The organism is Streptomyces bluensis, assembly GCF_014650715.1.
Lineage (GTDB): Bacteria > Actinomycetota > Actinomycetes > Streptomycetales > Streptomycetaceae > Streptomyces > Streptomyces bluensis.
On record NZ_BMVM01000012.1, the window covers coordinates 1 to 12180 of the forward strand.

Below are 12180 nucleotides of genomic sequence, written 5' to 3' on the forward strand. Positions count from 1 at the left end.
CTGAAGGGCCAACCACCCGCCAGCCGCGTCCCCAACCTCACAGGGCAATACACCTAGGGCCTGTTGCGAAAGTCCCGCCTGCCCGGCGACGCCCGGCACGCCCTTCGGGCGGACGACGGGACTTTCGCAACAGGCCCTAGCGGCGCCCTACTTGTCGACGTCCCCCACCACGAAGAACAGGGACCCCAGGATCGCCACCATGTCCGCGACCAGCGTCCCCGGCAACAGCTCCACCAGCGCCTGGATGTTGTTGTACGAGGCCGAGCGCAGCTTCAGCCGGTACGGGGTCTTCTCGCCCTTGCTGACGAGGTAGTAGCCGTTGATGCCGAGTGGGTTCTCGGTCCAGGCGTAGGTGTGGCCCTCGGGGGCCTTGAGAACCTTCGGGAGGCGCTGGTTGACCGGGCCGGGCGGCAGCTCGGCGAGCCGGTCCAGGCAGGCGTCCGCGAGGTCCAGCGAGTTGTGCGCCTGCCCGAGGAGGCACTCGAAGCGGGCCAGGCAGTCGCCCTCCTCGCGCGTGACGACCCGGAGCGTGTCCCGCAGTTCCCCGTACGCCAGGTACGGCTCGTCCCGCCGCAGGTCGAAGTCCACCCCTGAGGCGCGGGCGATCGGCCCGCTCACCCCGTACGCGTGCACCGTCTGAGGCGTCAGGACGCCCACGTCGCGCGTACGGCCCCGGAAGATCTCGTTGCCGAGCACCAGGTCGTCGAACACGTCCATGCGCGAACGCACGTCGGCGACCACCTCACGCGCGCGGGAGGTCCAGCCGGCCGGGAGGTCCTCCTTGAGGCCTCCGACGCGGTTGAACATGTAGTGCATGCGGCCGCCGGAGATCTCCTCCATGATGTTCTGGAGCTCCTCGCGCTCCCGGAACGCGTAGAAGACCGGGGTGATGCCACCGAGCTCCAGCGGGTACGAACCGAGGAACATCAGGTGGTTCAGGACCCGGTTCAGTTCCGCGAGCAGGGTGCGCATCCACACCGCGCGCTCCGGCACCTCCATGCCGAGCATGCGCTCCACGGCGAGGACCACGCCCAGCTCGTTCGAGAACGCGGAGAGCCAGTCATGGCGGTTGGCGAGCATGATGATCTGGCGGTAGTCCCGCGCCTCGAAGAGCTTCTCCGCGCCTCGGTGCATATAGCCGATCACCGGTTCGGCGTGCGTGATGCGCTCACCGTCGAGCACGAGACGGAGACGCAGCACACCGTGCGTGGACGGGTGCTGCGGTCCGATGTTGAGCACCATGTCGGTGCTCTCGGCGGCGCCGCCGATGCCGACCGTGGTCTCCGTCGTAGGACTCATGGGAACAGTCTCTCGTACGTACGCTGACGGGATGGAGACGGGGACGTTGGACGAGGCAGGACAGGGCGGGGAGCACGAGCCGCGCGGCGGCACCCGGGCGGTGGCACCGGAGGCCGAGCCGGTGTGGACCGGGCTGCCGCCCGGTCTGCTGCGGATGCGGCGGCTGTTGCTGGTGGTGTGGCTGGGCCCGTTGACCATCGGCCTTGCCCTGCTGCTGGGCCTGCTCGCCGGGCCGGTCTGGGCGGCCTTCGCGCTGCTGCCGCTGGCCGTGCTGCTGTGGGGCTGGCCCATGCTGGGCCGCAACTGGCGCTCCTGGCGGTACGCCGAGCGCGCCGACGACCTGCTGATCAGCCGGGGCGTGCTGTGGCGTGAGGAGACCGTCGTGCCGTACGGGCGCATGCAGCTGGTCGAGGTCACGTCCGGGCCGGTCGAGCGGCACTTCGGGCTGGCGAGCGTGCAGCTCCACACGGCCGCGGCCGCCACGGACGCGCGTATCCCCGGGCTGGACCCGGCGGAGGCCGAGCGGCTGCGCGACCGGCTGACGGAGCTCGGCCAGGCACGATCGGCGGGGCTGTGAGCACGCCCGGCACCGGGCAGGAGGCGCACGAGGTGCCCGAGGTGCCCGACGAGAACCGGAAGAACCCGGGGAACCTGGGGAACCTTGAGAACCCCGAAAGCCGGCAGAACCCGGTGATCGAGCACCGGCTGCACCCCGTGACCCCGCTGCGGCGGGCCTGGGCGCCGGTCGCCGTGATCTTCGGGTGGGCCATGCACGACCCGGACGGGGCGCAGCGGCAGCTCTCGCGGCTGACCACGACCACGCTGCTGATCGGGCTCGCCGTGATCATCCCGGCCGCCGCCCTGTACGGGTTCCTGACCTGGTGGTTCACCCATTTCGCAGTGACCGGCGCGGAACTGCGCATCCGTACCGGCCTGGTGTTCCGCCGCACCGCGCACATCCGGCTGGAACGCATCCAGGCCGTGGACGTCACCCAGCCGCTGCTGGCCCGGGTCGCGGGCGTCGCCAAGCTCAGACTCGACGTCATCGGCACGGACAAGAAGGACGAACTCGCCTATCTGGGCGAGGCCCACGCCCGCGCCCTGCGGGCCGAACTCCTCGCCCGCGCGGCCGGATTCGAGCCCGAGACCGCGCACGAGGTCGGCGAGGCCCCAGTGCGGCAACTGCTGCACGTCCCGGCGGGCGTACTCGCGGTGTCGGTCGTCCTCAGCGGCGCCACCTGGGGGACTCTTCTCGCCGCGGTCGTCGTTCCGCCGGTGCTGTGGTTCGCCACGCACAGTGTGTGGACGGTCGTCGCGACCGCGCTGCCGCTTCTCGGCGCGGCGGGCGCGAGCAGTGTGGGCCGGTTCGTCGGGGAGTACGACTGGACGGTGGGCGAGTCGCCGGACGGGCTGCGGATCGACCACGGCCTTCTGGACCGCGCGCACGAGACCGTGCCACCCGGCCGGGTACAGACCGTACGGATCGTGGAACCGCTGCTGTGGCGGAGGCGAGGCTGGGTGCGGGTGGAGCTGGACGTGGCGGGCTCGTCGAACTCGGTCCTGGTGCCGGTCGCTCCGCGCGCCGTGGCCGAGGGCGTGATCGAGCGGGTACTGCCGGGGGTGACCGTGCCGCGGTCGCCGGCCCGTCCGCCCCGGCGCGCGGGGTGGTGCGTGCCGTTCTGGTGGCGCGGGTACGGGCTCGCCGTCACCGACAGCGTCTTCGCGGCCCGGCACGGCGTGCTGCGGCGCAGCCTGGCGCTCGTCCCGCACGCGAAGGTGCAGAGCGTACGGCTGGCGCAGGGGCCGTGGGAGCGCCACAAGGGCCTGGCGGACGTGCACGTGGACACGGGGGCCAACAAGACGGTGACCGCCCGGCTCCGGGACGCGGACGAGGCGTCCCGCCTGCTGGCGGCCCAGGCGGACCGGTCCCGTACGGGGCGCAAGGAGGCGCTGCCGGACCGGTGGATGGCGTGATGCGGTCCGTTCCAGACGGGCCACGGGGATCCAGGTGGTGGGAGGGTGCCGCGAGGGCGGCCTGTACTTGGCTTGATTTCGACGGCCTGAACACATGGAAGGTGTGCGCGTGAGGGGCGACCGCACCGTCCGGTGCGACCGCCCCTCCATCGGGCGAAGGCCCTCGACGGGTTTCTGTCAGGGTTTCAGGACACCGCGGTCCGCAGCCCCTCCATGTCGATGTGCTCCGTCTCGTCGTGAGCCGTCAGGTCGATGACCTGGCCGATGCCGCGCGCGTCCTCGTCCACGGGCTTGAACCGGGCCTCGGACTCGGCCTTGTGCAGCGCGAGCGCCTCCTGGCCGACCACGTCCGCGAGGTCCTCGTTCTGTACGTCCTCGATGGCCTCCCCGTCCTTCTGCGTACCGAAGAAGTCGAAGCGGCCCTCGGCCGCCGGGCGCCGGCGAGGGGCCGCCGGTACGACGGCCACGGCGGTCGGGACCGTGAAGTGACCGGAGGGCTGGGCGGGCAGCGCGGGATCGGCGGCCGAGGCAGCGGGCTCGGCGGCCGCCGCCTCAGTGACGTCGGAGTCGACGGCTTCGGAGTCGACGGCCTCGGACTCGACGGCTTCGGACTCGACGGCCTCGGGCTCAGCGGCCGCAGGCTCGGTGACCAGGAGTTCGTGGCCCCTGGCCTCGGCAGTCTCAGGCTGTGTCGCCGGGTGGTCGTCCTCCTCGGCGGCGTCGGCGGCCGGAGCCGATTCCGCCGCCGCGGAGCCTGCCTGGGGCGAACCGCCGTCAGGAGAGCCACCGTTCCCCGCGGCGGCATTGCCGGAGCCACCCTTGTCGGAGCCACCCCTGTCGGAGCCGCTCTTCGGGGAACCGCTCTGGACCATCCGCTCCAGCGCCGAGTTGGCGCGCAGGAAGAGCGCGGAACCGGCCGGGGAGAAGACCCCGGAAGCCGACGACTCCGACGACTCCGACAGCTCCGACGGCTTCCTCTTCGCGGCCTGCTCGTCGACGGCGCCCGCGGCAGCACCGCCGCTGCCCTCGCCCGCCTCGACCGCACCCTCGTCCGCCGCCGTCAGCTCCTTCGCCGGGGCCGATGACGCCTCTATGGCGAGCCTGCGACGGCCCTCCAGGGCGGTGGCCCGCTCCGTCTCCGCGGTGGCGTACCGCCGCAGCAGCGCCGCGTGCTCGTTGCGCAGGCCGGCCAGCTCCGACCGCTTGGCGCGAAGCTTGTGCTCCAGCTTCTGGCGCAGCTCGCGCGACTCCTCAAGGTCGGCCTCCAGCTCGGCGACCTGCTCCTCGTGCCGCCACTCGTCGCCCGCCCGCGCGCGCGTGAGGTCCGCGACGCGTTTGCCCGCCTCCACGTCCCAGCGGCGCATGACGGCCGCGCCCACGGCGGCGGTCGCCGCGGCGAACGCGGCCGACACCCGTAGCACGGCCGCGTCCGTGAACACCCAGGGCCCGAGGGCGCAGACGAGCGAGACGCCTGCGATCGCCGACGGAGGCAGCAGCCTGTGCAGGGGCGGTGAATGGCGGTGACGTCCACGTGGCATGGCCAGAAACTTACCGCGCGTAGGGGAGCCATGGTGCCCCCGGAGGTAAAAAGACAGCCACCCGTGGCTCGTTCCGGAACTCCCTCGGCTCACCGGTCGCTGAGCCGCCCGCTGAGCCACTGCAACGTCGCCGGGATCTCCCGCCGCCATGTGTTGAAGTTGTGCCCGCCGCTGTCGAGGATGATCGACGCGATCCGCGTCGGCCGCTTCGACTTCACGAGGTTGATGAAGTCGAGGGTGGCCTTGTAGGTGGCCTCGCCGTGTCTGCTGGTGCTGACGAGCAGTGAGGTGTCGGGGGCGGGCCGGTGTTTCAGGTACCACATCAGGTCGGCCTCGTTCCGCAACCGCTTGTTCCCCTGGAAGAGGTCGCCCGTCGTCGGGTCGAGCGGGGCCTGGTAGGACGGCGACAGGCCCGCGCCGGCGGCGTACACGTTCGGGTGGTGGACGGCGAGTTTCAGCGCGCAGTACCCGCCGGTGGAGTCGCCGACGACGCCCCAGCTGCCGGGTTTCCGGGCCACCCGGTAGTGACGTCCCACGGCCTCCGGAAGGTCCTTGGCGAAGAACGACTCGGTCTGCGGGCCGCCCGGTACGTCCACGCACTCGGTGTCACGTGGCGGCGCCACGGTCGGCCGCATCATCACCAGGATCATCGGCTGGGTCTCGCCCTTCTTGGCCAGCCGGTGGGCCGTCTGCGGATACTGCAGGCCGTCGATGAGCGCCTCGGCGGTGCCCGGGTAGCCGGTGAGGACGACGACCGTGGGGAAGGTGCGTGTGCGGTACTGCGGCTGGAAGTACTCCGGGGGCAGATACACGTACGCCGGGGACGCGATCTGTGTCGTACGGCCCATGATCCCGACCTTCTGGATCTGGCCGGCGATCCGGGGACGGCCGCTCCCCGGGACGTCCACCTGCTGGGTGTCGAGCACTTGGAGGGGCCCGCCCAGGCCGGCGCCGCCGTGGTCGACGACCACACCCTGTCCGTTCTCCTGGCCGAGCAGGTCCGCCCAACTGGAGTAGAACCCGAACGTCTGGTTCACGGCGAACCCGACGGAGGCGAAGACCGCCACCTGGGTGGCCAGCAGAATCGCGACGCGCCCGCTGACGGCACGCCAGCCGCGGCGCGCCAGCCGCGGCCACCACAACACCGTGCCGACGAACAGCAGCACGGCGGACAGCACCGCCAAAGCCAGCACCTTGTCGCTCGTCAGACCCATGGGATTCATCCTGCCCGCGCTTTCCTGTGGGGGGTCGGCCACAGCGTCCGTACGGCGGATCGCGTACGGGGCCGGACCTGCCCGCCTCCGCTCCCTTCATGGCTCAATGCCGCGGTCTTTCCCCGGCCTTTGCGCCGTTTTACTGAAGGGGGGTGAACCTCTCCTGTCGAGACATCGTCCTAGAGGGCGTAATGTCGCCGGATGCCGGAATAGCACCGGATTCAAGGCCTTCTTCAAGAACTCTGGATCAAGAACTTCGGGATGCGATGTCTGTCAGGATAGAGGCGGAAATGTCGGGCGAGGTTCCCCGTCAATCAACCCGGTTGCGGCGTGTGCTGAACGGGCCGTGCCCCGAGGCCGTCCCCGCCCTGGTGGCCAGAGCCTGCACGCTCGTGGGACTCCTGGACATCGCGGCGGGCGTGTTCCCGCGCTTCCGGCGCAGCCGCATGCACGCGCTCGCCGAGGTGCTGCCCGGAGCGCTCGGCCCGTTCGCGGCCGCCCTGTCGCTCAGCGCGGGCGTCCTGCTGCTGCTCCTCGCGCACGGGCTGCGCCGCCGCAAACGCCGGGCGTGGCGGGCCGCCGTGGTGCTCCTGCCGGCGGGCGCGATCGCCCAGTTCACCTATCGCCACTCACTCGTCGGCGTCCTCATCTCGCTGCTCCTGCTCGCACCGCTGGTGCGCCACCGCGACGAGTTCTCGGCCCTGCCCGACCCGCGCAGCCGCTGGTACGCGCTCGGCAACTTCGTCCTGATGGGTGCCGGTTCCCTCCTGCTGGGCCTGGTCATCGTCAGCGTCCACACCCGGCACATCGTGGGCGACCCGAGCCTGTCCGACCGTCTGGAGCACGTGCTGTACGGCCTGTTCGGCTTCGAGGGGCCGGTCGACTACACGGGCACCACCTCGTGGACGGTGGGGTTCTCCCTCGGCGCGCTCGGCCTGTTGACAGCCATCACCACCATCTACCTGGCCCTCCGCCCCGAGCACCCGGCGGCACGCCTGACAGAGGACGACGAGGCACGGCTGCGCGCCCTGCTGGACAAACACGGGGGCCGTGACTCACTCGGCCACTTCGCGCTCCGCCGCGACAAGGCGGTCGTCTTCTCCCCCAGCGGCAAGGCGGCGGTGACCTACCGGGTCGTGCACGGCGTGATGCTCGCCAGCGGTGACCCGATCGGCGACGTGGAGGCCTGGCCCGGCGCGATCGAGCGCTTCATGGACGAGGCGAGGACGCACTCCTGGACACCCGCCGTCATGGGCTGCTCCGAGACGGGCGCCGAGGTGTGGACCCGCGAGACCGGACTCGACGCCCTCGAACTGGGCGACGAAGCGGTGGTGGACGTCGCGGATTTCTCCCTCGCCGGACGCGCGATGCGCAACGTACGCCAGATGGTGAAGCGCATCGAGCGTGCCGGCTACGAGACCCGGGTACGGCGCGTCCATGACCTCGGCGAGGGCGAACTGGAGCGGGTACGCCGCGCCGCTGACTCCTGGCGCGGCACCGACACCGAACGCGGCTTCTCCATGGCCCTGGGCCGCATCGGGGACGCGGCCGATGGCGACTGCCTGATCGCCACCGCGCACAAGGCCGAGGGGGAACCCGGCCCGTACGGCGACCTCAAGGCCGTGCTCCACTTCGTCCCCTGGGGCCCTGACGGGGCGTCACTGGACCTGATGCGCCGCGACCGCTCGGCCGACCCCGGCATGAACGAGCTGCTGATCGTCGCGGCCCTTCAGGCGGCCCCCCGCTACGGCATCCAGCGCGTCTCCCTGAACTTCGCGATGTTCCGCTCGGCTCTGGCCCGCGGCGAGAAGATCGGCGCCGGGCCGGTGCTGCGCGCCTGGCGCGGCCTGCTGGTCTTTCTCTCCCGCTGGTTCCAGATCGAGTCGCTGTACAAGTTCAACGCCAAGTTCCGCCCGCGCTGGGAGCCCCGGTTCGTCGTCTACGCCGCTTCGCGCGATCTGCCCCGTATCGGTCTCGCGGCCCTGCAGGCCGAGGGCTTCGTCAACCTGGCCCTGCCCCTGCCCCGGTTCCTGCGCCGCAGGTCGACCACCGCACGTCCCTGTGCCCACCACGTGGCGGAGCACCAGGGGATACGGGCAGCCTGACCAGCCCACGCATGCGACCCCCCGAAAGAGCCCTAACCTGGACGCATGAGCAAGCAGAACCAGCGCAGCGACGTGGCGGGACTGCCCGTATGGGACCGGTGTGCGGTCATGGGCGTCGTGAACGTCACCCCGGACTCGTTCTCCGACGGCGGCCGCTGGTTCGACACCACCGCCGCGGTGAAGCACGGTCTTCACCTCGTCGACGAGGGCGCCGACCTCGTCGACGTCGGCGGCGAGTCCACCCGCCCGGGTGCCACCCGAGTCGACGAGGCGGAGGAGCTCAGGCGCGTCATCCCGGTCGTGCGGGGCCTGGCGTCCGAAGGCGTCGTCGTCTCCGTCGACACGATGCGCTCCTCCGTCGCCGAGCAGTCCCTCGCGGCGGGCGCCGCACTTGTCAACGACGTCAGCGGCGGCCTCGCCGACCCCGCGATGATCCCGGTCGTCGCCGACGCGGGCGCCCCCTTCGTGGTCATGCACTGGCGCGGCTTCCTGGAGGGCGGCAACGTCACGGGCGTGTACGAGGACGTGGTCCGTGAAGTCGTCGACGAGCTGCACGCGCGCGTGGAGGCCGTTCTGGACGGTGGTGTCGCCCCCGACCGGATCGTTGTCGACCCCGGTCTCGGGTTCTCCAAGGACGCCGAGCACGACCTCGCGCTCCTCGCCGGACTCGACCGTCTGCTCCGTCTCGGCCACCCCCTGCTGGTCGCCGCCTCCCGCAAGAGGTTTCTCGGCCGCGTTCTCGCCGGCCCCGAGGGCGCCCCGCCGCCGGCCCGGGAGCGCGACGCCGCCACCGCCGCCGTCTCCGCCCTGGCCGCGCACCAGGGCGCCTGGGCCGTCCGCGTCCACGAGGTGCGGGCCACCGCCGACGCCGTCCGCGTGGCCAGGGCCGTAGAAGGAGCCCGGGAGCTGTGAGCGCGCCCCACACGGACGTCGAGCAGGTCGAACTCGCCAACACGGCCTTCTACGAGGCAATGGAGCGCGGCGACTTCGAGACGGTCTCCTCGCTCTGGCTGACCCCCGCGGACCTGGGCGTCGACGAGTCGTACCACGACCCGGCGGACACCGGCGTGATCTCCTGCGTCCATCCCGGCTGGCCGGTCCTCACCGGCCGCGGCGAGGTGCTGAGGTCCTATGCGCTCATCATGGCGAACACCGAGTACATCCAGTTCTTCCTGACCGACGTCCATGTGTCCGTCACCGGCGACACGGCCCTGGTGACCTGCACGGAGAACATCCTCAGCGGTGGCCCCGCGCCGGAGGAAGGCGGTGAGCTGGGCCCGCTCGTGGGCCAGCTGGTCGTCGCCACGAACGTGTTCCGGCGCACCGCCGACGGCTGGAAGCTGTGGTCGCACCACGCCTCGCCCGTACTGACCGAATCCGACGGCGACGAGGGCGAGGACACGTCCGCCTGAGTGGGTAGGCGCCGGTCCAGGGCGTGTTTCGAAAGTCCCGTCGTCCGCCCGAAGGGCGGGCCCCGCGGCGTCTGGTGCGTGCGATCGCAAGGCGCCGGAGCGCCCTAATAGCGGAGCTATTCGGGCGTTTCGGCAACGCCGCGAGCGTGCGTGCCAGGCGTCGCGGGGCAGGCGGGACTTTCGAAACACGCCCTAGGGGCCGCTGAGTGGTTCGAGCAGCGGGATGCGGGGTATGCGGGGCTTCCGGCCTGCGAGCCGCCGTGTCCTCCCAGGGAAACGCCCGGTGAACTGTGCCCGTCGGGTGCGGGCCCGGGCCTACCGCGGCCGAACGCTGTCAGTGCCCGCAGGTAGATTCGAGGGTGGCTGGTGTGCGACCGCGTGCGGTACGCACCGCCGAGACCGACGACTGCAGGAGTGATTCGCGTGGATCGTGTCGCGCTGCGCGGCCTGAGGGCCCGCGGGCACCACGGGGTGTTCCAGAAGGAGCGCGAGGAGGGCCAGACCTTCGTCGTGGACCTGACGCTGGGCCTGGACACCCGACCGGCGGCGGCCGACGACGACCTGGCGAAGACCGTGCACTACGGCATCGTGGCGGAGGAGGTCGTGGCGGTCGTCGAGGGAGAGCCCGTCGACCTCATCGAGACGCTGGCCGAGCGCATCGCCCAGGTGTGTCTGAAGCACGAGGGCGTCCAGGAGGTCGAGGTCTGTGTCCACAAACCGCAGGCGCCGATCACGGTCCCCTTCGACGACGTGACCGTCACCATCACCCGGAGCCGAGTATGACCGCCTTCTTCACCGAGGGTCAGAGCGACCCGACCGTCCAGCCGGTGCCCGCCTCGGTCGTCGAGAAGGTGGACGCCGCCGACACGACCCTGCAGAACCCCAGGCGCGCCGTGCTCTCCCTCGGCTCGAACCTGGGCAACCGCCTGGAGACCCTCCAGGGCGCCATAGACGCCCTGGAGGACACCCCGGGCGTACGCGTCAAGGCGGTCTCCCCGGTGTACGAGACGGAGCCGTGGGGCGTCGCGCCGGGCTCGCAGCCCACGTACTTCAACGCGGTCGTGGTGCTGAAGACGACACTGCCCCCGTCCTCGCTCCTGGAGCGGGCGCACGCGGTCGAGGAGGCCTTCCACCGCGTCCGCGACGAGCGGTGGGGCCCGCGCACGATCGACGTGGACATCGTCTCGTACGCCGACGAGGTCTCCGACGACCCGGTGCTGACGCTGCCCCACCCGCGCGCGCACGAGCGGGCGTTCGTCCTGGCGCCCTGGCACGACGTGGAGCCCGAGGCCCAGCTGCCGGGCCGGGGCCCGGTCGCCCAACTCCTCGCGGACATCACCCGGGAGGGCGTCGCCCCTCGCGCGGACCTGGAACTTCAGCTGCCCGAGTAGTCGTTAAGGTCTACCGGGTCGGACGGACCGGGATCGTCCGCCGGCCCGCACAGACCACCTGGCTTACAGACCACCCGGCTTGTCGAAGGGGCATCGTGAAAGAGCTGCGCATCAGGACGCTGGCCGCGGTGTTCGTGGTGGCCGGAGTGCTGTCCTGGGCGGGGGCCCGCCTGTGGAACGCGGTGGGCTCGCTGCCCCGCGTCCCGCTGGCCGCGCCCATCGTGCTCGCCCTGATCGCCGCCGTCCTTCTCGCCACGGCGCTGTCGCTGCGCGCCCGGCTCAAGGCCCAGCGCGAACGCCGCCCGGGTGCTCGGGGCGTGGACCCGCTGGTGGCGGCCCGCGCGGTCGTCTTCGGCCACGCGAGCGCCCTGGTCGCGGCCCTGGTCGCCGGTATGTACGGCGGCACGGGCGTGTTCCTCCTGGAGTCCCTGGAGATCCCCGCCCGTCGCGATCAGGCCATCTACGCGGGCTTCTCCGTCCTCGCGGGCATCGCGGTGATAGCGGCCGCCTTCTTCCTGGAACGCGTGTGCAAGCTCCCGGAGGACGACGACACGAGCGGGGGCGGTGGTGCCGCGACCCGGGCGGTGTAGGGGCCGGGTCAGCGCGCCAGTATCAGGCTCATCGCCTCGGCGCGGGTCGTGGCGTCCCGAAGCTGGCCGCGTACGGCCGACGTCGTGGTCTTCGCCCCCGGCTTGCGGATACCGCGCACCGACATGCACATGTGCTCCGCCTCAATGACGACGATCGCGCCACGAGCCTCAAGGATGCGCATGAGCGAGTCGGCGATCTGCGTGGTGAGTCGTTCCTGCACCTGGGGGCGCCGAGCGAACACATCGACGAGACGGGCCAGCTTCGACAGGCCAGTGATCTTCCCGGTCTCGGCCGGGATGTAGCCCACGTGCGCCACACCATGGAACGGCAACAGATGATGTTCGCACAAAGACACGATTTCGATGTCCTTCACCAGGACCATCTCATCGTGTCCCAGGTCGAACGTCGTCGTCAGAACCTCTTCAGGCTCCTGCCTCAGCCCCGCCAAAAGCTCCCGATACGCCCGAGCCACCCGCCCCGGCGTCTCCCTCAGCCCCTCCCGGTCCGGGTCCTCCCCGACCGCGATCAGCAACTCCCGCACGGCGTTCTCGGCGCGTTTCTCGTCGAACTCGCCGATCGTGCCCTCGCCGTCCAGCGTCACGGGGTCGGTCATCTGGTGCCTCGTTCCTGTGCCTTCGACGCGTACGGATCACGCG

The 12180-nt window shown here is 71.3% G+C and carries 12 protein-coding genes; 8 read left to right on the top strand and 4 right to left on the bottom strand.

The features are described from left to right. Positions 1–147: 147 nt before the first annotated feature. Positions 148–1299, bottom strand: a complete 1152-nt coding sequence (locus IE262_RS26395) for an NADH-quinone oxidoreductase subunit D (RefSeq protein ID WP_134035016.1) — start codon at positions 1297–1299, stop codon at positions 148–150. A 31-nt stretch (positions 1300–1330) separates the two neighbouring features. On the opposite strand from IE262_RS26395, the gene IE262_RS26400 reads away from it, so the two are divergent. After that, positions 1331–1876: a PH domain-containing protein gene (locus IE262_RS26400; RefSeq protein WP_373305146.1), complete on the top strand. Its 546-nt coding sequence runs from the start codon at positions 1331–1333 to the stop codon at positions 1874–1876. Between the two features lie 74 nt (positions 1877–1950). Continuing rightward, a complete protein-coding gene (locus tag IE262_RS26405) occupies positions 1951–3273 on the top strand; it encodes a PH domain-containing protein (RefSeq protein ID WP_229877522.1) in 1323 nt (440 codons plus the stop codon). 185 nt (positions 3274–3458) lie between these two features. Here IE262_RS26405 and IE262_RS26410 read toward each other — a convergent pair whose 3' ends face one another. Further along, positions 3459–4811, bottom strand: a complete 1353-nt coding sequence (locus IE262_RS26410; protein ID WP_189877183.1) for a coiled-coil domain-containing protein — start codon at positions 4809–4811, stop codon at positions 3459–3461. An 89-nt stretch (positions 4812–4900) separates the two neighbouring features. Beyond that, positions 4901–6025: an alpha/beta hydrolase gene (locus IE262_RS26415; protein WP_189877186.1), complete on the bottom strand. Its 1125-nt coding sequence runs from the start codon at positions 6023–6025 to the stop codon at positions 4901–4903. A 290-nt stretch (positions 6026–6315) separates the two neighbouring features. On the opposite strand from IE262_RS26415, the gene IE262_RS26420 reads away from it, so the two are divergent. From IE262_RS26420 to IE262_RS26445, 6 genes are all read left to right on the top strand, one after another. After that, the gene (locus IE262_RS26420) at positions 6316–8130 is read left to right on the top strand and encodes a phosphatidylglycerol lysyltransferase domain-containing protein (protein WP_189877436.1); all 1815 of its coding nucleotides are present in this window, start codon (positions 6316–6318) and stop codon (positions 8128–8130) included. A gap of 45 nt (positions 8131–8175) precedes the next feature. Continuing rightward, positions 8176–9042 (top strand): dihydropteroate synthase, encoded by an 867-nt coding sequence (gene folP / locus IE262_RS26425; protein WP_189877188.1) that lies wholly within the window; start codon positions 8176–8178, stop codon positions 9040–9042. Further along, entirely contained in the window at positions 9039–9542 is a 504-nt protein-coding gene (locus IE262_RS26430) for a nuclear transport factor 2 family protein (RefSeq protein WP_134035004.1), read from the top strand. The genes folP and IE262_RS26430 overlap by 4 nt, the downstream gene beginning before the upstream one ends. A 423-nt stretch (positions 9543–9965) precedes the next feature. Then, positions 9966–10325, top strand: coding sequence for a dihydroneopterin aldolase (gene folB / locus IE262_RS26435; RefSeq protein WP_131564154.1), 360 nt, complete (start codon positions 9966–9968; stop codon positions 10323–10325). Next, positions 10322–10933 carry a 2-amino-4-hydroxy-6-hydroxymethyldihydropteridine diphosphokinase gene (folK, locus tag IE262_RS26440; RefSeq protein ID WP_134035001.1) on the top strand — a complete coding sequence of 204 codons (612 nt, stop codon included), beginning with the start codon at positions 10322–10324 and terminating at the stop codon, positions 10931–10933. Before folB ends, folK begins: the two co-directional genes overlap by 4 nt. Positions 10934–11028: 95 nt before the next feature. Then, the gene (locus IE262_RS26445; protein WP_189877190.1) at positions 11029–11523 is read left to right on the top strand and encodes a DUF3180 domain-containing protein; all 495 of its coding nucleotides are present in this window, start codon (positions 11029–11031) and stop codon (positions 11521–11523) included. Between the two features lie 8 nt (positions 11524–11531). Here IE262_RS26445 and folE read toward each other — a convergent pair whose 3' ends face one another. Further along, complete coding sequence (gene folE / locus IE262_RS26450; RefSeq protein WP_134034995.1) at positions 11532–12137, bottom strand: GTP cyclohydrolase I FolE; 606 nt, start codon at positions 12135–12137, stop codon at positions 11532–11534. Between the last annotated feature and the right edge of the window lie 43 nt (positions 12138–12180).